The following is a 22,091-nucleotide window of genomic DNA, read 5'->3' as shown; positions in this document are numbered from 1 at the left end:
GAACTACCCGGCCCACCCCAAGTCCGACCAGGAACTGTACGCGGCCTTGACGCATGCCGCGTCGGCTCATCAGCACAGAGCCGCCGGGGCCGTCTTCGGCGCATCCCGCCGGCACCGGGTAACGCCGGCAGCACGGCAGGCGACGGTACCCTGTCCCCATGCCCGTGCCCGCACCGCTGCGCGATCTGATGCGGGCGGTCGCCACCGGCCACGACGCGCGACCGGGGATGCCCGCGCCGTTCGGCCGAGTGCCTCCATGGGCAGGTCTGCGCCCGTATCTTCAGGTGTGGGCGCCGCTGACCGCGTTCCTGCTGTCGCTCTGCGCGCTGGCGGTGCTTTCGCGGTACCAGGTCGGCAGTCTCGAGACCATCCTCATGGCTGCGCTGACCGGGTTGCCGGTGGCGCTGCTGCCCGGGCGCGCGCTGTGGGCGTGGCGGGTGGCGGTGGCAGCCACCGTGATCAGCGGCGCCAACCACCTGTACGACGAGGGCTTCCCCTGGCCGGGCAATCCGGTGCTGATTCTGGTCTACCTCGTCGTGCTGGTTGTGGTCGGCTACCGCCATCCGCCGGGGGTGCTGTTCTGGGTCTGGGCGTTCAGCATCGCCATGCCGCTGCTGTTTCTCGGGCCGAGCGCCGCCTACGGCGGCATGCTGCTGGTCACAGTCGTCCTGCTGGTCGGCCACCTGTTGAGTCGATGGGCGCAGGCACGCGCCGGCCTGGTCGCGGAGCAGGAGCGGGGCGCGATGCTTACCGAGCGCGCCCGCATCGCACGTGAGCTGCATGATGTCGTCGCCCATCACATGTCCCTCATCGCGGTACGGTCGGAGACCGCGGCGTACCGACTGGAGAGCCTGCCACCGGCGGCGCGTGCGGAGTTCGGTGAGATATCACAGTCCTCCCGGGAGGCGCTCACCGAGATGCGGCGACTGCTGGGCGTGCTGCGCGGCCCGGACGAGCAGCCGTCGACAGCTCCTCAGCCCGGCCTCGCGGACCTGGGCGCGCTCGTGGCAGGTACGCGGGCGGCCGGAACCCCGGTCGCGTTGGCGGTGGACGGGAACCTGACCGGCGTGCCGGACGCCGTGGATCTGTCCGCCTACCGGATCGTGCAGGAGGCGCTGTCCAATGCGGCACGGCACGCTCCGGGCGCGCCGGTCGACCTCACGCTTCGCCGAACCCGCAACGAGGTGAACATCCGCGTGCGCAACGAGGCGACGGTTGACGGCGGTGATCGGCCGGCTGCCCCGACGGATACCGCAGCGTCCGGTTCCAGCGGGCAGGGCCTGCGCGGCATGCGCGAACGCGTGGCCATGCTCCACGGCAGGCTGAACGCCGAACCGACCGAGGACGGCGGTTTCGAGGTGCAGGCGACGCTGCCCCTGGACGGCCAGACGTGATCAAGGTTCTGCTCGTCGACGACCAGGCAATGGTCCGGGAGGGTTTCGGGGCGCTGCTCTCCGCCCAGGAGGACATGGTGGTCCTCGCGGACGCCGCTGACGGCGAGCAGGCGGTCGCCGCCGCGCGCCGCTACGACCCTGACGTCGTCCTGATGGACATCCGTATGCCGACCATGGACGGTCTGACCGCGACGCGCCGGATCCTGGAGGTGCCACCCGGCCGGCACCGGCCGCGAGTGCTGATCCTGACCACCTTCGACCTGGACGACTACGTTTTCGAGGCGCTGAGGGCTGGCGCGAGCGGGTTCCTGCTCAAGGACGCACCGGCTGCCGACCTCGTTCACGCGGTACGCGTGGTGGCCGCCGGTGACGCGCTGCTCGCCCCCTCGGTGACCCGGCGACTCATCGAGGACTATGCGAGCCGGGCCCGGCCGCGACCCGCCCGCTCGGATCCGATCAACACGCTCACCCAGCGGGAAACGGACGTGCTGCGGCTGGTCGCCCGCGGGCTGTCCAACCGGGAGATCGCGACAGATCTGGTGCTCGCCGAGCAGACCGTCAAGACGCACGTCAGCCGGATGCTGACGAAGCTGAACCTGCGAGACCGGGCGCAAGCGGTGGTCTACGCGTACGAAAGTGGCCTGATCAACCCCGGCGGGTAGTACCCCGGTACCGGTCGGGATCGGCACCCGAGAGTGACGCCGCACCAGAGGGCCGGTACCTAGCGTCACTGCCATGAAGCGATGGTTGTTGCGGCTGCTCGCGGCGGCGCTGCTGACCGCGGCGTGCCCAGCCCCGACTGCGGTGCCGACCGGTCCGCCGGTGGTGCGGGCCGTGGGTGATCTGCGGGCCGCGGACCGGATCGTCGTACTCGTGCCGGGCGTGGACACCACCTCTGAGAACTTCGACCGTGGGCACGGTGACGTCGCGCACCGCTCGCCTCACTGGCAGGCCCGGCAGTTGCACGCCGCGTGCGGCGGGCGGGTCGCGGTGGTTGCCTGGCTCGGCTATCTGCCGCCCGACGGCATCGGCCTCGCTGCGGCCCGGTCGGAACGCGCGATGGCGGGGGCAACTGCCCTGACGGGCTACGTCAGGCAGCTCGCCACGGCCCGGCCACACGCAACGATCACGGTGATCGGGCACAGTTACGGCTCCCTCGTCCTCGCGTACGCCGCCGCCCGGTTGCCCGTTCAGGTCACCGACATCGTGGTGCTCGGAAGCCCCGGCCTCGACGTCGGTAACGCCGATCAGCTGAGGACCGGCGCGCGACTGTGGGTCGGCACCGCCGAGGGTGACTGGACCCGCCGGATTCCCGAGGTGCGGATCCTCGGCCTGGGACACGGAACGAACCCGAGCCGGCCCTCGTTCGGCGCCCGGTACCTGAACGTTTCGGGTGCCGAAGGGCACGACGGGTACTTCCTGCCGGGAACCACGTCGCTGCGGAGTCTGGCCACCGTGGCACTGGGGGAGTCATGACCGCCAGGTCACTCGCCGCGCGCGTGGAAGCGGTCACGCCGGCCGGTCGGGACCGATCCATCGACGCACTTCGTGCACTGGCCATCGCCGGCGTGGTGCTCGGTCACTGGCTGGTCACCGCGTTCGTGGTCACCGAGCCGGGGCTGCGGGTGGCCAGCCCGCTGTCGTACCTTCCCGCTCTCGCACCGTTGTCCTGGCTACTGCAGACCCTCGCCGTCTTCTTCTTCGTCGGCGGGTACGCCGCAGCGCGCGGGCTGCCCACGGCAGGCGGCTACCGCGAATGGCTGCTGGCGCGGATGAACAGGCTCTTTCGTCCGGCGCTGGCACTTGTAGCCTTCTGGGCCGTGGCGGCACTGATCTGGATGCCGGCCATCGACGGCGAATCGGCGCGAGCCGTCTGGACCATCGTGCTGAGCCCGCTGTGGTTCCTCGTGGTGTACGCGGGGCTCCTCACCGTGACCCCGCTCGTGCTGAACCGCCCCGGTCGGCTCGTCGTGCCGCTCGTGACGGCGGTCGTCGCGGTCGACGTGGCGCGCTTCGGCCTCGGCGGCCCGGCCTGGCTCGGTGGAATGAACGTGCCCACCGCCTGGCTCGTGCCCTTCTGTCTCGGGGTGGCCTGCGCCCGAGGGGCCCGGCTGCCGGCGGTCGGGCTACTGGTCGGCGGGACCGCGGCCACCGCCGTGCTGATGCTCTGGTTCGGCTATCCCGCCAGCCTCGTCGGCGTCCCGGGTCAAAGCCGGTCCAACCTGAACCCGCCCGCGCTCGTCGCGGTGACCTTCGGGCTGGCCCAGGTGGGGCTCGCGGTACTGCTGCGCGGCCCGCTGACCCGGCTCGTCCGCCGCCCCTTGGCCTGGGCAGTCGTGGCCCTGGCGAACCTGTGGGCCGTACGGATCTTCCTGTGGCACCAGACCGCGCTGGTCGCGGTGACAATGTTCGCGCTGGGCCACGCCCGACTAGCCGGACTGCACACCGCACCCGAGACACCGTGGTGGATCCTCCCCCGCCTCGGTTGGCTGCCGATCTTCGCACTCGTCCTGCTGGGTGGGCTGATGCTGGGCGGCCGCATCGAAGCGTCGCGCCGTCCCGGATCGGGAACACCAGCAGCCCGTGGAGTTCCGGAAAGGAACCGGGGGAGAAGCCCCGAACGTGGTGGGTGTCCGGCTCCGTGACCGGGCTCATCGCGGCGGCGGTACGGGCAACAGGCGAGCGGGAACCGGCAGCCGACGCGCCGCGAGGACGGCCAGGCCCGCGCCCGCCGTGTTCAACAGCACGTCGTCGATCGACGAGACACGTCCGAGTGCCAGGGCGTACTGCAACACTTCCACCGCGGTCGACATGCCGGCAGCCACGATGACCACATGTGTGAGCCGTACCTGCCATCCCATGCCCAGACCGAACCCGACCGCCGCGAACACCAGCAGATTGCCGACGATCTGGAAGAACGCGGTCAGCGGAGGGTCGGCGAGGATCTCCACAAGGTCACGCAGCGGCACCAACCGAACATCACGGGGTGCGTCGAGTGGGGTGAGGACCACCACCAGCCACGGCAGCGTCCAGACCGACATGACCGTCGTGGCCCATGCCCGCCGGGCCGCCAGCCCTGCCGGGACACCGCGCTTGCGGTAACAGGCCACGAGGTGACGCGTACCGACCAGGCCGGCCATGACGAGAGCCACCGCAGTCGCCACGACCGGAAGCCAACGCAGGTACCCGCCTGGGATCATCGTGGGGCATCGTAGTCCGGGCCGGGATCCGGCTGACTCTTGACGAGATGCCAGCGGGTCGGATGCCGTGGGGCGGAACCTCCTTGCCGGACATGGATAGACTTCGCTGTCACGGGCTGCCGGGTCGTGTCCGGTGGCGAGGAGGACCCGATGACACCTGAACCGTGTACGGACGGCACGTTCCGGCACCTGTCCGTGGACCTCCACCCGGTGGGCGGCGGCGACGACGGCATGACGGGTTACACGCTGTGTTCGGCCCCGCAGCGTCCGGTCCGAGGCGATGACCAGGCGGCGATCGACGTTCCTTACGACGCGTATCGCACTGACACGCACGTGGACATCGCCGCCTTGCCGCCGTGTGGAGAGTGCCTAAGGGTGGCGGAGTTGCTGGCCGACCCCGAGACCGCGCCGCCGCTGCATCGCAGTCCCCGGCCGGACCTCCCCTCCGAGTTGACCGGTGACGTGATTCGGCGTCTCCTGGACACCGACATCGCCACCGGTGCCCCACCCGGTCGGCGGGCCGCCGTGCACCTGCTGACCTTCACCGCAGTCCCGGATCAGCCCGGCTTCGCTGACCTCGTGGAGCGCCTCAGTCTGCTGTGGGGCGCGGATGGCACCGTGGAGATGGGGCAGGTCCGCGATTGGGAGGCAGTGGTTCGCTTCGCCGCGACTGCCGATGTGCCGGACCGCGACCGGCAGATGATCGCGTTGGCCGCGAGCCTTGCCGGTGGGCCGCCGGTCGACCTCGAAGCCGCCGCCAGCTTCGTCGATGATCCGGCGGCGGCCCGGCGGGTGATCGAGGCGATCACGATCGCCTCAGGACGCGGCGACCGGTAAGAGGATCGGCACCTGAATGAACCCCGCACCAGATCGCAGGCTACGCGGGCCTTTCGCAGCACCGCGCTTGTCACGCCGCCGGCCGCAGTGCCGGACGGATCAACCCGTGGCCGTCAGCGCGGCTTGCAGATGCTCGCGGGCGTCTTCGTCGAACGCGACGAGTCGTACCCGTTGGACGTTTGTCGCCGTTGACCTGATCGTTGCTACGGCGATGCGGGCTGCCTGGTCGGCAGGGAAGCCGTACACGCCGGTGGCGATTGCCGGGAAGGCGACGCTGCGGGCGCCGAGTTCGTCGGCGACCTGCAGGCTCCTGCGGTAGCAGGAGGCCAGGACGTCCGCCTCACCGTGGCCGCCGCCCTCCCAGATCGGCCCGACCGCGTGGATGATGTGCCGCACCGGCGGGTCGAGGTCGAAGGCCGGGGTAGCCATCGCGTCGTCCGGCTCGCAGGGGCCGATCGCACCCCCGGCCCGGGCCAGGCGAGGCCCGGCAGCCCGGTGGATCGCACCGTCGACACCACCACCGCCGAGCAGCGACTCGTTGGACGCCGTGACGATGGCGTCCACGTCCTCCCGCGTGATGTCACCCATCACAACCTCGATGTTCACCACGGCAGCATCGTGACACACCGCTGGCGTGCCGGCACGCTGTCGCCGAACCGGTGGCCACGCCATCCCATCAGCGACGTGTGCCGCCACACGACCGGGCAGGTGCGGATGCATCCCCGTGCCAGGTGAGCAACCTTCCCGCCGACCTCAGCCCGGTGAGGTACGGATCAGCCGAACCAAGCCAGGTGTGCACACCCGGTCTTGAAGGAGAAGACGCGGAGGTAGGGTCACCTCCGTGCGAGCCAGGCTGGAGGCTGTCTACTGCGACGGATGGGACGCTGGTGTCGTCAATCCGTTGACGTCGAGCGCTGCGAAAGCACGCGACGCGGCGGCCGAGCCGTACACCGTCGTGCTGTTGCTCCACGGTCGGCTGCATGCGGTGATGGACCTGTCCTGGAGCGACGGGTACTGCCGGATAACTCGATTCGACGCCGCGGAGAGAACCCTGTCTCGGCACCTGCTGCGCGGCACCGGCGAGGGCGATCTGTTCCTGCGCGAAGTCCGCACCTGGGATGGCCCGGCCGACGTAGGCAAGCACGAATATCCGCACGTCGCGGCCAGGATGACCACCACGTACACCGTTTCCGGAACGCGTACCGACATCGTGGAACCGCACGGTGACCGAGGCACCAGGCGGGACTCAACCTCGCAGCAGCGACCGCCGCGGCTACCCATCCCGGCCTTCGGCCGATGGGACGAGCTGTTACGCCTCGCCGGAGAGACATCCCGCGAGATCGTCGACGCCGTCCAGCACGAGTTGCCGGTGCGCGTGGAGGCCCGTGCGCCGTGGCGAGCGCCGCGCCCCCTCAAGCCCTGCGCGATGGCCAGAACCCGATCGATCTGGGCCATCGGCAGTACTTCGGATTCGGCGTGGACGCCGGCATGGCCTGCTTCGTCGACGCGGACGCCAGCGAACGGATGCAGGACGTCTGGCTGACCCTCGACGGCCTGGTCGACCCCCGGCACCGCACGATCGACTCTGGAGCGATGGTCGCATGGTCCAGCGGCTGGGGCGACGGCAGCTACCCGACCTGGATCGGCTATGACACTGCCGGACACGTGACCTGCTTTGTCGCCGACATGCTGCTGTTCCCCACCGACAACGACGAGGACGACGACTGACCTGCAAGCACCTAAACGTTTACACGGATCCGAAGCCGTGTCAGCGTCGTTCTGTGCTTTCCGCCGACCTGAGCAACTCCACAGACGCATCACCGCAGGTCCCGCTCGGCATCCTCGGGGCTCTGTTCCTTACGTTCGCCCTCGGAAACCTCGTCCTACGCCGGTGGGCCGACCCTGACAAACGACCCCGCCCTTCCGAACACAGTCAGGCCACCACATGCGACTCACTCCCACCCTGTACCGCATTCCGACGCCGCCACCCGGCCAGTTGAGCACGATGCCGCGACCGCGCGGCGACGACTGGCTCGACGACGAGATGACCGCCCTGCGTGACATCGGCGTGGATGTCCTTGCCTGCCTGCTCACCCCGACCGAGGCCGCTGAACTTGGTCTCACCGGGGAGGCCGCCGCCGCCACCATGCTGGACGGTCACCTTGGCAAGATACTCATGTTGCTTGTATATTCGAGTCATGCGATCGACTTCGCGTCCCGCGCTGCGGGAACCGTCGTACTTCGTCCTTGCGGCTCTGATCGGCGGCCCGCTCCACGGCTATGCCGTGATCAAGCGGGTGACCGAGCTGTCCGACGAGCGGGTGACACTCGCTGCCGGTTCGCTGTACTCGGTGATTGACCGGCTGCTCGGCGAGGGACTCATCACCGCCGATGGTGAGGAGATTGTCAACGGGCGTGCCCGTCGCTACTACCGGCTCACCGACGAGGGCTACCGCGTACTCGCCGAGGAAGCCGACCGGCTCGCCCGGGCCGCCCGGGTGGTCATGGATCGTTTGCCGCACCGGAGCTTCCCGCTGGGAAGCACCGATCAACCTTCTATCGTGAGGACCAGACCAGCATGAGTTCTGATGTTCTGGAGAAGCGGTACCGCATGCTGCTGCGGGCCTACCCGGCCGACTACCGCCGGGAGCGTGCCGACGAACTGATCGACACGTTGATCGGCGACGAACCGACCACCCGCCGCTGGCCCAGCATCCGGCAGGCGGCCTCACTGATCCGGGGCGGCCTGCGGGTGCACGGCGGCAGCACCGCGGCCCGGCCCACCGCCGTGCTGCTCTGGCAGGGGCTGCACCTGGGCGCCATGGCGGTGCTGGCACTGGGTGTGCTCATCGGCCTGAACGACATCGTCGGGACGTTCCAGTTCGGCGTATTCCTGGACCCCCTCGGCGTCCTGCGGGATCAGGGCATCCACCTGGTCATGGTGAGCGCAGCGCTGGTGGCGCTCGTCGTGGGCCACGACCGCACTGCTGCCGTCCTGGTGGTGACTGCAGCGGTGGTGCCGACCGTCATCTCTCCGTACCTGTTCCTCAACGGACTAACGCAGTGGTGGGCACCGGTCGTCGCCGCGCCATTGATCATCGCAGGCCTGCGGCGACCGGCCGACGTGCCGCCTGCGCCCCGGGGCAACGCAATTCTGGTCACCGCCGTCATAGTCGCGCTGCATCTGATCCCGGTGGAAGGCTACCGCCCCGCCCCTGTGAGTACGCAGATCATCTCCATCGCCATGGTGATCGTCGGCGTAGCCGTCTTCCTGTGGGTGGCGACGGCCGACCAGCGACTGCTTATCGCCGTCGCCCCGACCCTCTTGCTGGGCACGCTGCATCAACTGGGCAACGCCGGAACGGGGGAGCTGCTGCGCCGGCCTGACGCCCTGCCGTCCCTGGTCCTCGCAGTCCTCATGGTGGCCGTCGCGGTCGTCTCGACTCGGCTGCGGCAGCGCACCCGCGCCTGATCAGCCACGGGCGGTCCGACCACGGCCGAGGCCAGCACTCGGTGATCACCGGGAGGACGCCCCACAGGAGGCTTCGGCAGGTACCCTTGGCCGGTGTTCTCGCCTCAGGGTCCGTCTCTGCGGGAACTCTGCGTCCAGGCGTTCTCCTCGGTCGAGCGCGGCTATGACCTGCTGGCCCCGAAGTTCGACCACACACCTTTTCGTACGCCGGACAGCTATCTCCGCGCGACCGCCGACGCGTTGTCCGAACTCGGGCCGTTCGACCAAGGCCTGGACGTGTGCTGCGGCACCGGAGCGGGCATGGCGGTGCTCAGGTCCGTGTGCCGCGCAGGCATCACGGGCGTGGACTTCAGCGCCGGCATGCTCGCCCAGGCACGCAGCACCCACCCGGACGCCACGTGGGTTCAGGCTGATGCCCGCGCCCTGCCGTTCACCGGAGGCTTCAACCTGGCCGTCAGCTTCGGAGCGCTCGGGCACTTCCTGCCCACCGAGCGACCCGCCCTCTTCGCGGGCGTCTACCGCGCGCTGCGGCCCGGCGGGATCTTCGCCCTCCCGATCGGTGCACCGCCGCCGCTGACCTCGACCGCGCACTGGGCCGCGCTCGGCTTCGACCTGGCCATGCGGGTACGCAACACCGTGTGGCGACCCCCGTTCGTCATGTACTACCGGACCAACCCGCTGCCCGCAGTTCGCGACGACCTGACAGCGGCCGGCTTCACCGTCACCACCGTCGCGCTGACCGCCCTGGGACAGCGCCGCGACGGCAACCCGCGCTGCCGGCTCATCCTCGCCCAACGACCACACTGAACACACGCGTCCGTGGCTTCCGCGTAGCGGTGGTGAGGGGCACCGGCCTGGTGCGGACGGAGACTGGCGCCGCGTTGCTGTGCTGAACCGCCGCAATGGGCAGGGCGTCGGGTTGCCGTCGACCGACCGTCGCCGCGGCGCGCAGGCTGTCGGACCGCCTTCCTGGAGTCAACCGCATGTACTTCGTGTGCCGTTGGAGGACGTCACCGTCGTTCGGCGATCAGGATTTCTGTGTCACCGGGCCAGTCCCAGAACAGACCGCTCGCCGGCGATGCCTGCTCCAGCAGGACCCGAAGCTCTGCGATGAACGCGTTCAGCCTGGACCCGAACAGGTGAGGCGCAGCGAAGGACATCGACAGGTAGCCGGCGATGACGCCGTCGACATCACGGACGATGTCGGGCCGTCCCGGCGCGTAGACCACGCGCGGCCTTCCGAAGCGAGTGCGGGCAAGCGTCTGCTCGAAGCGCTCCGCCTGGTAGAACGTTGCTGGTCGGGCACCCGAGCGTCGCTGCGGCCCGAGGTAGGCGCTGATGAGCCGATCGACGTCGTCATGCGGAACGGGTGGCGTGTCCGGCAGCTGCCGCGGGGCCGGCCGGGTCGGGTCGTGACCGATGAGCACGATCGCCCCACCCGGTTCCAATGCATGCCAGACGGCTTCGGCGACACGGACGCGGTCGGTGCGATGAAACGACTGCCCGAACGTCACCGTCCGCATCGGCGGCAGCGCCAGGTGGGGAAGGTCCTCAGCGGTGGCCCGGACGAAGTCGACCCCTGCCACCCTCTCTGCCGCAGCGTAGGTGCGGGCCTCGGCGAGCATGTCCAGGTCCGGCTCCAGCAGCGTCACGTGCGCGAACAGCGACGCGAGTTGCAGCCCCACCGTGCCCGGGCCGCTCCCGACATCCAGCAGTTGGCCGCTACCGTCGAGCCCCAGCTCACCTGCCAGCACCTCGCCCAGCTGAGCGGAGTAGGGCGGCCGCCCCTGCCGGTAGTACCGCGCGGTGCCCTTGAACTGGGTCGGGTCGTACACCCGAACACTCTCGCAGCCCATCACACCGTCCGGACGCGCGCCGCGACATGAGGGCTACCGGCGCTGCCGCAGACTACGCACGCGAGCCGCCCACCTCCGCGTGAGAGATCATGTCGACATGGCCAGCATCGTCGAGATCCACGTCCCATTGGTGCCAACTCCGGGTCTTGATCCGGACGCCTACGCGTTTCCCTGGATCGACCAGGTCGAGGACTTCCTGGTCGACGTGGAAGACGAAGGCACGATCGAGGTGTACGACGACGGCGAGGAACTCGGCGACGTGTACGTCTTCTTCATCACCGCAGCGAGCGAGGCCAGCCTGCTGGCCGCCGCATCACGGGTGGCAACTCTCGACGGCGTGCCGGCGGGCGCGTTCGCCATCGTCACCGATGACGGGGCTCCGGACGGAACCGGACGACGAATCGACCTCCCGGTCGCCTGAGGAGCCGCCTACACCCCGCGCGCACCTGAAGCCTCTTCCAAGAGGAACGGCAAGGCGGCGCGGAGCCTCGACGGCGACGTCCAGCGGATGGTCGTGCCGGTGTGGGACGAGTCGGCCAGGGCGCTTGCTTGTGGCGCCGTAACGCACGCAGACAATCCGTGGCGGCGTCGACAGCCAGCCTTCGATAATGGCCGGTGTGGAAGAGGTTGCGGTCGTCGTCGCCCACAACGAGCGCGTGACCCTGCGCGTCGGCGACGTGTTCCTGAAGGTCGACAGCGATCAGGCGCGCATCGATGTCGATGTCGAGGCGATGCGGCTGGCACCCGTCCCGACTCCCGAGGTCCTGTGGCGCAAGCCGCCCGTCCTCGCGATCGCCGCCCTCCCTGGCCAGGCACTCGGCCGTCTCGGTGAGCCGTCACCCGCGTCACCGGCGGCTTGGGCCGCGGCGGGTGCTGCGATCCGGAAGCTGCACGACGCGCCACCGCCGCCGTGGGTCGGTAAGAAGCTCGTCGGGTTGGACGCGGAACTCGAGCGCGAATGCGCCTGGCTCGTCGACAACGGCGTCCTGCCTGCCGGCCTGGTCGACCGCAACCGCGAGATAGCCCAGGCCGCGATTCGGCCGTGGACGCCAGTGTTCATGCACGGTGATCTGCAGATCACCCATATCTTCACCGACGGCGACGAGGTCACCGGGGTGATCGACTGGTCCGAGGCGGCACCTGGCGATCCGCTGTTCGACCTGGCCATCCTGACTCTCGGGCACGAGGAACGTCTCGGCGACCTCCTCGCCGGTTACGGCACCGACGTCGACCGGGACGTGATCCGCGCCTGGTGGTCGCTACGCAGCTTGCTGGCATCCCGCTGGCTGACCGAACACGGCTTCGACCCCTCCTCGCCAGGCTGCGAGTTCGACGTACTGAGATCACAGATGGGTTGACCTCAACCAGAGTTGAGGTGCTTCACTGCCTGCCGTGGATCTTGATGGTGTGCGTGTCGTCATCACCGGTGCGGCACGGGGCACGGGGCGACTCCTGGCCGAAGCGTTCGCCGAACGCGGCGCACAGGTCTTCCTCTCGGCCCGCGACCTGGCGGCGGCCGAGCAGGTTGCGGATGCGATCAGCCGGCGAGGGCCGGGTCGGGCTCACGCGTTCCGCTGCGACCTCGCCGTACCGAACTCCGTGCGCGTGTTCGCCGCGGCCGTGGCCGACCGGACGAGCCACCTCGATGTGCTGATCAACAATGGTGCCGCATACCTCGAAGGTCAGGACCTGACAGACGGTTCCGACGATGCGATCGAAAGCGTGATGGCTGCGGGCGGGACCGGCACCGTGCTACTGACCAAGCATCTGTTGCCGCTGCTACGCGCATCGTCGCGGCCCGACGTCGTCAACATGATCTCCGCGTGCGGCGAGGTGGGGCACCGCCGTTCAGGCGCCCATCCCGCGTTCTACGCGGCCAAGCACGCCCATGCCGGGCTCGCTGAGATCCTGTCGTACCGGCTCCGGCCGGAAGGGATCCGAGTGATCTCCCTGTTTCCACCGGACTTCGTCCAGGACGGGCCGCGGCAGGCGGACAGCGACCTCACCGCGCGGTCGGTCATCGACTGCGTGCTCTTCGCGGTCGGTCAACCACGAGACTGCTTCATCCGCGAGTTCCACTTCGAGCAGGTGCGAAGTCCGTACGCGTGAACGCCCGCGGTGCCAGGCAGCCTGGCTGACGAGGCTTCTCGGCGCAGGTCAACGCGCGCGTTCGCCCACGACCGGAGCATTCACCAGGATTGCCGGACCAGTCAGTTGACGGGCCTACCCGAGCAGCGTCGCCGCGGCGGCCAGGGTCGCCAGCGACAGCGTCGTGGTCACCACCACCGCCCGATTGGCGAACGCCTGGCCGACACCGTACTCCTGGCCGAAGATGAACGTGTTCTGCGCTGTCGGCAGGCCCGCGCACACCACCACGGCGAGCAACTGCGGCGCGGACAGGTGCAAGGCCAGCCCGGCCGCGTACGCGATGACCGGCTGTGCGACGAGCTTCAACGCGGTGATCACAGCCAGCTCGGCCACCCCGACCGGTTCGGCCGGCTCTGCCCGGGACGGCGCCGTGTGGTGCAGGGACGCGCCGAGGGCGACCAGGGCCGCCGGAACCGCGGCACCCGCCAGCAGGGTGAGCGACGCGTCGGCCGCCGACGGCAGTTGTAGGTCGGCAGCCGAGCACGCGACGCCGAGCAGCGACGCCAGGATCACCGGGTTGCGTACCGGCAGGGAGGCGATGCGGCGGACCCGTACCCGCCCGGCCGGGTCGCTGTGCCGGTCCAGGGCGACCAGGATCACGGGTGTCACCACCAGTGCCTGGAGTAGCACCACCTCCGCCAGGAACGACACGTCGCCGAGAACCTGCGTGGCGATGGGGATGCCGAGGTTCGCCGAGTTGACGTACCCGGCGGCCATGCCCCAGATGGGCCGTTCGCCGGGTGCGCGACCGAACAGCCGGCTCGCGCCAACCCACCCGAATCCGAGGACCACGGCGGTGCTCACCGCGAAGGCGAGCAGCGGGCGGCCTGCGAACCCGGAGAGCGGCATTCGGGACAGGGCCAGGAACAGGGCGGCCGGCATCGCAAGGTGGAATACGAACCGGCCGAGCACCGACGCCCCCGCCTCGCCCAGCAGGCCCCACCGACAAGCCGCGTAGCCGACCGCGGTGAGGATCCAGATCGGCACGAACGCCGACACCAGGCTCATACAGGCGTCACCGGCAGGCGGGCATCGCACCGGCCCAGGGACTCGCGGGCACCCGGGGCGTACGAGTCGAGAGACCTGGCAATGACCTCGACCCGGGCGAGGATGTCATCAACCTGCCGCAGGTACGTCGATCGGGGAGCCACGCGTTCAGCCTCGCACCCCCTCCGGGCCGAGCACACGCCCCGCTTGCACGGCTTTGACGGGCCAATTCCCACGTGCACATCACCGCCGAGCGCAGACGTGCGGCAAGCCCGGCGGTGGGCGGCTCCGGTCTGTCCAAGCTCGGGCCGCCCGGCCGATGGTTCCTGGAGTCAGGAACCCGCGCCCGGACCCTTCGGATCCACCGGAGGGAAGGGGACAGGGCTGATCGGGACAGGACTCGGCAGGTCCACCGGCGGGGAGGGGACAGGGCTGGGGAAGTTCACCGGTGGCTGATCGGCGGGCGCGGACGGCGGGGCGTCCCGGCTCACCGCCAACGCCAGTGGCGTGCCGACCATGAGGGCGGCGACCACGCCCGCCACCCCCACCGAGACGGTGAGGGTACGACGCCGGCGCGCCCGGGCGACGGCGGAGTCTGTCAGGTTCATCGGAACTGCCTCCTCGGCAAGGTCGGTAAGGGTGGATCGGATGAGGTCGTCGATCGAGGTGTTCATCGCGGTCGTCCCCGGCGCCGCCACCAGCTGACCCGCTCGCGGTACATCACCGCGCGCACGTACCCCTCGGGGTCCTCGTGCCGGAGAGTCGGCCATCTGGCATACGTCTTGGCCAGCGCCGACTGCACCAGATCCTCGGCGGCATGCTGGTCGCCGGTGAGCAGGTACGCCGCCCTGATCAGGGCGGCGGTCCGGTTCTGCGCGAAGTCACCGAACCTGGCTCTCGCCTTGTCGTCCAACCGCTGAACTCCGTCCCGTACGCCTCATTCACCACCACAGACGCACGGGATCGCGCCCGCTATCCACGAAATGCTGTCCATGATCGTCGAGGTGGAACTGCTCCGGGCCGGCGACCTCGACCACCGCGTTGGCCGGCGCGCCGACCACGACCTCGGCCACCGCGACGACGTCGTCGGCTGCCATCGGTTGGATCAGCACCGGTGCGAGGTGCACGGTGCAGCCGGCTTGCGTTGACTACGGCTCCTAGGATGAGTTCCTTGGTGGATGATTCCGCCGAGATTGCGCCAACGACATCACTCCTTGGTCGGGGTTTAGGGTGGTCATCGAATGCGCGACCTCAAGAGGTTCACGGCTGACTGGGCAATCTCGGTTCTGGGCACGCTGGTCTCTCTCGTCGCAATCGTCGCCACGTTGCTGGCTGGCATCAGCGGGCCGATGAGCGTTGCCCTGGGTCTCACGGGCGTGGCCACGAGCCTGTTGTTCGGGATGATGCAGAAACTCAACGAGATCAAGGAAGAGCAGGCCCGCGCGCACCGCGAACTGGACCAGGGCTGGACGCGAACTGAGTCTGCCCTGCGCTCGGTTACCGAGACGTACGATTTCATCAGCAGAGGCGCCAACCTCGGATTGTTCGACCCCGAGGTCAAGCGGCTGGCGAAGATCGGGCAGGCCAGCCGCGCGGAGAACCTCGATCACATCCTCGTGGAGCAGGCCGTGGCGCGGGTACGAAACACTCTGGACGACCTGTCCGGCCTCGCCGATGGCCGTCTGCAACTCGACTTCACGTACTCCAACGTGCTGCTGGATCTGATGCGCTCCGCCACAACCGAGGTGCTCGGCACGAGCCCGGCCGAGGTCGAGGACGTGTGGTGGCAGTTGCCGCTTTACCGCGAGTATCTGGAGATCCAGCGTTCGCTCATCGCCGACCGCGGTGTCCGAATCTCCCGCATCTTCATCTCCGAGAACGTGACACCGAAACTCTACGACCTCATGGAAATTGAGGCAAATCTCGGGATCAACGTCAAATGGGTGCAGAACCGCCGGATACAGAAGTCGCTTCGCGAGTCATTTGTTGTCATCGACGGAAGGATCATGCACCGGACCGTGTCGATGTCGGACCATGACGACGACAATCACTTCTCGCAGAATGCTGCCGATATCGCGAGCTATGCCGGCAAGTTCCACCGGCTTCTCCCGTTTTCCCAGGACCTGGCTTCCGTGGGGCCGCGGACATGATGGAAAGCCGGCCGCCAACCAGCGCTTGAGCCTGGTGGAGCGCACCGGGCCGGCTCGTGCTGGCCTTGCGAAGAACCCGGTGTCCGTGTGGGCCGCGACGTCGTGAAGCAATCGCACCACGTCAATCGATGTGAATGTGCATGCGCACGCACTGGCGGGCCTCCATCGAGTTCACTCGAGCGCTCCTCTGGCGCTGTCCGTGGTGACGTGCCGTCACTTGCGGGCAGGTAACAGGTTCGATACACAATGGCCAGTGCACCGAGCGCGCCGGAGCGAGAACCCAGTGTGATCCGCTGAGACCGATGGAGGCACGTCCATGGCGTTGACCCCGGAGGCCGGCGGTCGTGGCGATTCCGCGTCATCCGTGCCGATGCAGTCCCCGGGGCCGGTGAACACCGAGGTCGAGTGGGACAGGTTCGACCCGCAGGCCTATGTCCGGCACAACTACGCGGACCTGCGCTCCGACGACCGGGAGCTGCTCCGCCGAACCCGGGACTTCTTCGCCGCAGCGAAGCTGACCGACGCGCGTTGTGTCGACGTCGGATCGGGCGCCAACCTCTATCCGGCCCTGACGCTCCTGCCGTTCGCGCGTGCCATCGATTTGTGTGAATTGTCCACGTCGAACGTGCGCTGGCTGCGTACGCAGGTCGACGGCTACGACGAACTCTGGGATCCGTACTGGCAGGTCTGCGTCGAGCATCCGGCGTACGCGGCGCTGTCGGATCCGCGACAGCGCCTGGCTCAGGTCGGCCAGGTCTGCCGGACCAGCGTCTTCGACCTGCCGCAGCACACCTGGGACGCGGGCACGATGTTTTTCGTGGCCTGCTCCATCTCGGCCGACCGGGCGGAGGCCGAACACGCCGTCGCCCGGTTCCTGCGGGCGCTGCGTCCCGGCGCACCCTTCGCCGTGGCCGTCATGCTCGGATCCGTCGGATACCGCGTCGGCCTGCGCTCGTTTCCGGCCGTGGCGTTGCACCGCGCCGAGGTGGTGGCTGGCATCGCGGCCGGCGCGTACGACGTGACCGTCCACGAGGAGCGCCCTCGACCGCCGTTGCGCGACGGATACCAGAGCATGCTGCTGACCACCGGCCGCACCCGCGGATAGGCGCCGGCGACTGTCATGGAAGCCCCCGACCGGATGCCCCGGCCTGCCGCGTGGAACCCTGCACCATGTCCTGCGGCTCGCTGACATGCGGGTGGCAGAGCGTCTCCGGTGACACTCGACCGGCCCGTTACCATGACACTGCACATCCGTGCCGGTCATCGTGGATCACCGTGCGCACAGCAACACCAGCAATTCCGAGTCGGCGACTACATGCAGACGGCGGTGGATCATGCGGATACAGCCGCGCCAGGAGATCCTCGACATCTGGCGGGCCACGGTGCGGAGCTGCTGGGAAAAAGGCGAATGGCACTGGGGCGGCCGAAGCGGTAGCAATTCCATAAATGATGCCGAGCAACTGCTGACCCTGCTCCTGCCCGCATCGAAGATCCCTGCGCTGTCGCTCGACGACCCCGACCGCGCCGACGACGAGGTGATCGAGGCCCTCAACTCCCTCGGCGGTGCGATCGAAATACCCCGCCGGCTGGTCACCGTCATGATCGATTACTTCCGGCGGTACACCGCCGAGGACGGCACGCCCGTCTTCGGCGGCGGCGGCTACCTCACCCCCGTCGAGGGCGGCCCGGAGCTCACCGAGGAACAACGGTCCCAGGACATCGTCGACTCGTTCGCCGTCTCCGTCACCCTCACGCTGGCGACCATCGGTTTCGTCAAGGTCTACCGCAGTGCCACCCAGCGACGGGAACTGCTCGCGCAACTGGACGAGTTGGAGACGATGGCCAGCATTCGGCTCACCGCCGCCATGGTGGGCCTGCTGCGCAGCTTCAGCACCTTCGTCTTCACCTCCACCGACGAGTACGGCCGACGACTGTGCGACATGGTAAACCAGGACGAGCTACCGCGCCGGGAACTCGTCGCGGCGCTGCGCGAGCAGTTGCGAGACACCATGGCCAGTCTGCGCAGCGTGGTCATCGGGTCGGGCCGGGTCACCGAAGACCTCGACAACAGCGACATGCTCTTCGAATGCGGCTGGTCGTGGGGCATCATCGCCGGCGCCGAGGAAGTCCCCACCAGCGAGTCGATCGGCCGGCAACGCGAAGGCTCGGCCGAGAATGCCCCCTACCTCTACTTCACGGTCATCGCGATGGATGCCATCGAAGACCTGAACTCCGAACGTACCCGCCTGCTCGGCCTGCTCAACGAGGAACAACAGCGGTTGTCCCGGGCGCTGCAGCTACGCTGGGAGCTGACCCGGACCTACTGGGCGACGGTGGCGACCTTCGGCAACCGTCGGCGATGGCCCATCGAGGACATCCCGTGGCGCACGACCGACGGCGACCGCACCGACTACTACACCCTCCAAGCGACGTCGCTGGCAGTCAAGGGACTGCTCGCGGTCGGACGCGGCGGCGACGAGGAACTCGGCCGCATCGCCGCGGTCCTGGTGGAACTGGCCCAGCGGGCCCGCGTCACCCGACGCGCAACGCCCGGCGAGTCAGCGCTGCTTGTGCACACTCCCGGTAAGCGGGTCACCCTCAACGACGACACGTCCAAGCCGATCATGACGTGGGTCGTGAACGAGTTCTCCACCGTGCTGCTGCAGCGGGCGATCACCGTCGCCGGTCTGCTGAGCAACGCCCGGCGGCGCAGCGAACTGCTCGAGTTGGCCGACGAGGTGTGGGACCACCTGGTGCTGCGCCGCATTCCCGACGGCCGGCACCGAGGGCTGTGGGACCATGCCGGCGGCGCTTTCCCCGGGCTGGCTCCCAGGCCGGAGGCGCCCTCCTGGTATCTGACCGCGCGGGTCGTACAGGCGCTGGTCAACGCCGGTCAGCTGCTCTGGGATCGGCCCTTCCCGCGCGCAGCCCGGCTCTCCGGGTACGCGCAGGATCTGATCGACGAAGCGGAATACCTGTTCGACCGGGAGTTGATGCGCGGCACGTTCGCCGGCGAGGCGATGCAACGCAGCATGCGCAGCATCCGGGCGAGCCTGCGCCAGGCGCAACTGCTGGTGGACGAACGCCCGGGCACGGCGGCCGCCCTGGCGAACACGCTGCTGCTCCTGCTCAACGACGTCACTACCGGGCAGCAGAAAGCCAGCGAGGGGATCTGATGCTGGTCTTCGTCACGTCGCACAAGGGTGGCACCGGTCGTTCGGTGACCGCCGCGAACATCGCCTACCGCAGCGCCCTGTCCGGCCGTCCCACCTGTTACCTGGACTACGACTTCGGCTCGCCTACCGCCGGCATCACGTTTCAGATCCCGGACGCCGTCAACGGGGTGGAGGGCGCCGGACCCAACAACGGAGGCCTGCACCGCTACCTGCGCGGAGAAATCCCGTTTCCCGAGCAGTTGGACGTGTGGGGTAGCTCGGAACGGGCCAGCCTGCGCCAGCGACCGATCGGTTCGGGTCCGTTGGTGCTCCTACCCGGCCAGCGCAACGGCAGTGAGTTCGGTTTCACCAACGACATCGCCAAACGCTGCGCCGAGCTCTTCCTCCGACTGGAAGAGGAGTTCGACCTGACCCTCGTGGACCTCAGCGCCGGCCGGTCGTACGCCAGTCAGATGGTGCTGGCTGCCACCGCGACCCCCGCGCTACGCAAGGTGGTCGCGCGCTGGTTGGTCTTCCATCGCTGGACTCCTCAGCACGTCACCGCGGCGGCTGATCTCGCCTTTGAGGCGGGTGGCATCCTCGCCATGGCCAAAGAGTACGGCCACGAGCCGGAGCGGCTGCGGGAGTCGCTGCGTTTCATCCGCACGGCAGTGATCGACTCCCGCGGCCCCGAGGTCGGCCACCTCGACCTCGCGCAGCAGGCATTCCTGCGCAAGTGCGACACGGAACTGTCGGAACTGGCCCGCCGTCGAGGTGTCGGACGCACGACGCTGCTCGGCGCGGTACCGCTGGACCCGCTGTTGCAGTGGCGCGAACAGCTCATCTCGGACCATGACGTACAAGCCAAGATTGCGAATGTGAAGACGGTGGACGCCATCGTGGAGCTGACCGAAAAGCTCTTCGACGAGACCGCATGGGAAACCGTGTGATCGACGTGGATGTCAGGTTCCAGGAGGCAGCTGCGGTGCGTCGGACAGAGAGCGTGGCGTACTCACATCTGTCGGTCGAGTTGGGCCACTTCTACGCGGACGACTTCGGCAGCGGCTGCCAGGACCTGCGGCGCAGGTTCGCGCGCATCGCCGACTGGTCACCGGCGATCCCGGCGCTGGCCCGCCAGGGACTGTCGGCCCCGCGCCAGCCGCGGATCAGCACCTGCTTCATGGTGGACGATTACTTCCACCGGTTCGGCTCACCCCGCGAGGTGATCCCACAGGTGCAGAGTGCCGCGGCAGAGCTGGGCCTGGTGTTGGACTACGTGGCTCGGGAATCCAGCTTCGCCCGTCACGGCGGCGTCGAACTCGCCCAGATGGTGGTCGACACCCTCGTGGTGGAGCCACCTCGGCACACCACCGGAAGCCGGCCCCCGCTCAGTGAATCCGGGTGGCTGTCCAACGGCATGCGCTCACCCGGGTACGTGGACGCGCCGGCGATGACCCTGCCTCGCCCCTGGTCCCCGCCGGTGCAGTCCGGTGACCCCCGGCACTCGATCTTCGTCGACATAGAGCTGTGGTCCGACGGACCGAAGACCCGGGAGTGGGCGTGCGCGCTGCTCGCATCGGTCTGGCAGATGGCCCGGCTGGGCGTGCTGCGACACCGCGGGCAGACCCTGATGCAACCGAGCCGGCTCACCGGCGAGCTACCCGCCGACTGGGACGAGTTGCCTGCGATCGTCCAGCTCAACCCGACTGCCGCGCCGTTTTGCGCGTACCGCACACTGACCCTCATGGACACCCAGTACCTGCCGGTCGAGCTGGCGGTACGGACCATCCTCGGTCAGGTGGCGGTACCGCCGGCGGTCGCGCAACAGGTCACCCGGCGCGCCGGTGGTGAAGGCCTGGACCTGCCCAGCGAGCTCGTCGACCGGCTGAGTTACGTGTTCATCGGCGGGTGAGTGTGCTCAGCGTCCACATGGCTGGTCGACCGACATGCGGCTCGCCAGGTCACGCAGTAGCGCCAGGTTGCCCACACTGATCTGATCGCGGATCCAGTTCACCGACGAGTTCCACTGGCGGCTGAATCCGGGCACCTGCTCCAACCGGTCCCAGATGGGCCGCAGTCGCGGGTCGACCCGCGCGCCCGGCAACCACAGATGCAGCAGGTGCTCCAACACGGGACGCAATCGCTCGACATGCTCCTGCCCGTTGCCCGACCGGGTGACAACGGCCTCCATCAGGGAGGAGAGCGTGGTCAGCAGCCAGTCGTGCAACGCGAGGTCCTCGCAGAGACCGGCCACGGCCGCCGGCACGTCCTGGGGGGCAAGCACCAGTTCGACCGTACGCAGGGTCGGGGAGTCCACGGTGACGACGGCCGAAACCTCCCGGTCCGGCTGCTGGCCCACCTGCGCGGTCCAGCGCAGCCGGGTACGCGCCGCACGCAGCGGCGGACGCCGGTCCAGCAGGTCGGACATCTGCACCCCGTCGAGCACCCGCCCGGTGATCGCCTCCAGGTTCAGCACGTCCGTGTCGTGGCCGTGCAGGAACCCCGAGGTCAGGTCGGCGCTGTCCAGCTTGCCGACCGTCTCCAGGATGCCCGGGTTGGCCAGATAGTGCGACCAGGGCTGGCGACGTTCTCCGGCGACGACCTGGATGACCGACGACGCCTGCACGATTCGGCCACCGGTGATGATGGCCCGGGTGACCACCGCGCCCACCCCCCGTAGCCTCCTCCGCCTGGCGCTGGGCAGCCAGCAGTCCACGCCGGTGCGCACATCGGGCGAGACCGCATAGAGCGACGGACGGCGGGATGTCAGCACGGCCTCGCCTTCGACCAGGCTGAGCACCTGCGAACTCTGCTCCTGAACCAGCGCCGTGCTGTGTTGAAGCAGGTTGGTGTGCACCTCACCGAAAGTGATCATGGCTTCCTCCGCATCGC

At 68.8% G+C, this 22,091-nt stretch carries 26 protein-coding genes; 17 read left to right on the top strand and 9 right to left on the bottom strand.

The window, feature by feature from the left end; genetic code table 11:
• The first annotated feature begins 158 nt into the window (after positions 1-158).
• The 4 genes from Vgi01_RS19930 to Vgi01_RS19915 all read left to right on the top strand — a co-directional run bounded on the left by Vgi01_RS19930 (position 159) and on the right by Vgi01_RS19915 (position 4,039).
• Positions 159-1,394 (top strand): sensor histidine kinase, encoded by a 1,236-nt coding sequence (locus Vgi01_RS19930; RefSeq protein WP_203224550.1) that lies wholly within the window; start codon positions 159-161, stop codon positions 1,392-1,394.
• Positions 1,391-2,056, top strand: a complete 666-nt coding sequence (locus tag Vgi01_RS19925) for a response regulator (protein WP_102659725.1) — start codon at positions 1,391-1,393, stop codon at positions 2,054-2,056. Before Vgi01_RS19930 ends, Vgi01_RS19925 begins: the two co-directional genes overlap by 4 nt.
• A 73-nt stretch (positions 2,057-2,129) precedes the next feature.
• On the top strand, positions 2,130-2,870 hold the full coding sequence (locus Vgi01_RS19920; RefSeq protein ID WP_203224551.1) for an alpha/beta hydrolase: 741 nt from the start codon (positions 2,130-2,132) through the stop codon (positions 2,868-2,870).
• A complete protein-coding gene (locus Vgi01_RS19915; protein WP_204291997.1) occupies positions 2,867-4,039 on the top strand; it encodes an acyltransferase family protein in 1,173 nt (390 codons plus the stop codon). Before Vgi01_RS19920 ends, Vgi01_RS19915 begins: the two co-directional genes overlap by 4 nt.
• Positions 4,040-4,045: 6 nt before the next feature.
• Here Vgi01_RS19915 and Vgi01_RS19910 read toward each other — a convergent pair whose 3' ends face one another.
• Complete coding sequence (locus tag Vgi01_RS19910; protein ID WP_203224553.1) at positions 4,046-4,594, bottom strand: VanZ family protein; 549 nt, start codon at positions 4,592-4,594, stop codon at positions 4,046-4,048.
• A gap of 375 nt (positions 4,595-4,969) precedes the next feature.
• Here Vgi01_RS19910 and Vgi01_RS19905 point away from each other — a divergent pair, with 375 nt between their 5' ends.
• Positions 4,970-5,431, top strand: coding sequence for a hypothetical protein (locus Vgi01_RS19905; RefSeq protein WP_239089072.1), 462 nt, complete (start codon positions 4,970-4,972; stop codon positions 5,429-5,431).
• 99 nt (positions 5,432-5,530) lie between these two features.
• On the opposite strand, the gene Vgi01_RS19900 is transcribed toward Vgi01_RS19905, so the two are convergent.
• Complete coding sequence (locus Vgi01_RS19900) at positions 5,531-6,040, bottom strand: O-acetyl-ADP-ribose deacetylase (RefSeq protein WP_204291996.1); 510 nt, start codon at positions 6,038-6,040, stop codon at positions 5,531-5,533.
• Between the two features lie 783 nt (positions 6,041-6,823).
• Here Vgi01_RS19900 and Vgi01_RS19895 point away from each other — a divergent pair.
• On the top strand, positions 6,824-7,159 hold the full coding sequence (locus Vgi01_RS19895) for a DUF4241 domain-containing protein (protein ID WP_204291995.1): 336 nt from the start codon (positions 6,824-6,826) through the stop codon (positions 7,157-7,159).
• A gap of 205 nt (positions 7,160-7,364) precedes the next feature.
• Here the strand turns inward: Vgi01_RS19895 and Vgi01_RS19890 are convergent, their stop codons facing one another.
• Positions 7,365-7,592 carry a hypothetical protein gene (locus Vgi01_RS19890; RefSeq protein ID WP_204291994.1) on the bottom strand — a complete coding sequence of 76 codons (228 nt, stop codon included), beginning with the start codon at positions 7,590-7,592 and terminating at the stop codon, positions 7,365-7,367.
• Between the two features lie 37 nt (positions 7,593-7,629).
• Between Vgi01_RS19890 and Vgi01_RS19885 the strand changes: the two genes are divergently transcribed.
• The 3 genes from Vgi01_RS19885 to Vgi01_RS19875 all read left to right on the top strand — a co-directional run bounded on the left by Vgi01_RS19885 (position 7,630) and on the right by Vgi01_RS19875 (position 9,710).
• Complete coding sequence (locus Vgi01_RS19885; protein WP_102659720.1) at positions 7,630-8,013, top strand: PadR family transcriptional regulator; 384 nt, start codon at positions 7,630-7,632, stop codon at positions 8,011-8,013.
• Complete coding sequence (locus tag Vgi01_RS19880) at positions 8,010-8,903, top strand: hypothetical protein (RefSeq protein WP_238360413.1); 894 nt, start codon at positions 8,010-8,012, stop codon at positions 8,901-8,903. Before Vgi01_RS19885 ends, Vgi01_RS19880 begins: the two co-directional genes overlap by 4 nt.
• A gap of 93 nt (positions 8,904-8,996) precedes the next feature.
• Positions 8,997-9,710 (top strand): class I SAM-dependent methyltransferase, encoded by a 714-nt coding sequence (locus tag Vgi01_RS19875; RefSeq protein ID WP_203224559.1) that lies wholly within the window; start codon positions 8,997-8,999, stop codon positions 9,708-9,710.
• A 203-nt stretch (positions 9,711-9,913) separates the two neighbouring features.
• Here the strand turns inward: Vgi01_RS19875 and Vgi01_RS19870 are convergent, their stop codons facing one another.
• Complete coding sequence (locus Vgi01_RS19870) at positions 9,914-10,657, bottom strand: class I SAM-dependent methyltransferase (RefSeq protein ID WP_204291993.1); 744 nt, start codon at positions 10,655-10,657, stop codon at positions 9,914-9,916.
• 199 nt (positions 10,658-10,856) lie between these two features.
• Here Vgi01_RS19870 and Vgi01_RS19865 point away from each other — a divergent pair, with 199 nt between their 5' ends.
• The 3 genes from Vgi01_RS19865 (at position 10,857) to Vgi01_RS19855 (ending at position 12,868) form a co-directional block, all read left to right on the top strand.
• Positions 10,857-11,180: a hypothetical protein gene (locus Vgi01_RS19865; protein WP_203224561.1), complete on the top strand. Its 324-nt coding sequence runs from the start codon at positions 10,857-10,859 to the stop codon at positions 11,178-11,180.
• Positions 11,181-11,367: 187 nt separating this feature from the next.
• Positions 11,368-12,117, top strand: coding sequence for a phosphotransferase family protein (locus Vgi01_RS19860; RefSeq protein ID WP_204291992.1), 750 nt, complete (start codon positions 11,368-11,370; stop codon positions 12,115-12,117).
• Between the two features lie 34 nt (positions 12,118-12,151).
• On the top strand, positions 12,152-12,868 hold the full coding sequence (locus tag Vgi01_RS19855; protein ID WP_204291991.1) for an SDR family NAD(P)-dependent oxidoreductase: 717 nt from the start codon (positions 12,152-12,154) through the stop codon (positions 12,866-12,868).
• Between the two features lie 114 nt (positions 12,869-12,982).
• Here Vgi01_RS19855 and Vgi01_RS19850 read toward each other — a convergent pair whose 3' ends face one another.
• The 4 genes from Vgi01_RS19850 to Vgi01_RS19835 form a co-directional block, all read right to left on the bottom strand.
• On the bottom strand, positions 12,983-13,915 hold the full coding sequence (locus Vgi01_RS19850; protein WP_102657507.1) for an AEC family transporter: 933 nt from the start codon (positions 13,913-13,915) through the stop codon (positions 12,983-12,985).
• Positions 13,916-14,226: 311 nt separating this feature from the next.
• Positions 14,227-14,502: a hypothetical protein gene (locus Vgi01_RS19845; protein WP_204291990.1), complete on the bottom strand. Its 276-nt coding sequence runs from the start codon at positions 14,500-14,502 to the stop codon at positions 14,227-14,229.
• A gap of 62 nt (positions 14,503-14,564) precedes the next feature.
• Positions 14,565-14,807, bottom strand: a complete 243-nt coding sequence (locus Vgi01_RS19840; protein ID WP_373307001.1) for a sigma factor — start codon at positions 14,805-14,807, stop codon at positions 14,565-14,567.
• Between the two features lie 28 nt (positions 14,808-14,835).
• Positions 14,836-14,991: a hypothetical protein gene (locus Vgi01_RS19835; RefSeq protein ID WP_158244879.1), complete on the bottom strand. Its 156-nt coding sequence runs from the start codon at positions 14,989-14,991 to the stop codon at positions 14,836-14,838.
• Between the two features lie 144 nt (positions 14,992-15,135).
• On the opposite strand from Vgi01_RS19835, the gene Vgi01_RS19830 reads away from it, so the two are divergent.
• The 5 genes from Vgi01_RS19830 (at position 15,136) to Vgi01_RS19810 (ending at position 21,111) form a co-directional block, all read left to right on the top strand.
• Complete coding sequence (locus tag Vgi01_RS19830; protein ID WP_102657511.1) at positions 15,136-16,044, top strand: hypothetical protein; 909 nt, start codon at positions 15,136-15,138, stop codon at positions 16,042-16,044.
• Positions 16,045-16,360: 316 nt separating this feature from the next.
• A complete protein-coding gene (locus Vgi01_RS19825; RefSeq protein ID WP_013733233.1) occupies positions 16,361-17,149 on the top strand; it encodes an SCO2525 family SAM-dependent methyltransferase in 789 nt (262 codons plus the stop codon).
• Positions 17,150-17,378: 229 nt separating this feature from the next.
• A complete protein-coding gene (locus Vgi01_RS19820) occupies positions 17,379-19,220 on the top strand; it encodes an SCO2524 family protein (RefSeq protein ID WP_203223489.1) in 1,842 nt (613 codons plus the stop codon).
• Complete coding sequence (locus tag Vgi01_RS19815) at positions 19,220-20,149, top strand: SCO2523 family variant P-loop protein (RefSeq protein ID WP_013733235.1); 930 nt, start codon at positions 19,220-19,222, stop codon at positions 20,147-20,149. Before Vgi01_RS19820 ends, Vgi01_RS19815 begins: the two co-directional genes overlap by 1 nt.
• A complete protein-coding gene (locus Vgi01_RS19810; protein ID WP_239089071.1) occupies positions 20,134-21,111 on the top strand; it encodes an SCO2522 family protein in 978 nt (325 codons plus the stop codon). The genes Vgi01_RS19815 and Vgi01_RS19810 overlap by 16 nt, the downstream gene beginning before the upstream one ends.
• A gap of 6 nt (positions 21,112-21,117) precedes the next feature.
• On the opposite strand, the gene Vgi01_RS19805 is transcribed toward Vgi01_RS19810, so the two are convergent.
• Positions 21,118-22,074, bottom strand: coding sequence for an SCO2521 family protein (locus Vgi01_RS19805; protein ID WP_204291989.1), 957 nt, complete (start codon positions 22,072-22,074; stop codon positions 21,118-21,120).
• Positions 22,075-22,091: the final 17 nt, after the last annotated feature.

The sequence above is a fragment of the Micromonospora gifhornensis genome (assembly GCF_016863515.1).
GTDB lineage: Bacteria > Actinomycetota > Actinomycetes > Mycobacteriales > Micromonosporaceae > Micromonospora > Micromonospora gifhornensis.
The sequence above is the reverse complement of the archived record's forward strand: the minus strand, read 5'-3'. Positions and strand labels throughout refer to the sequence as shown.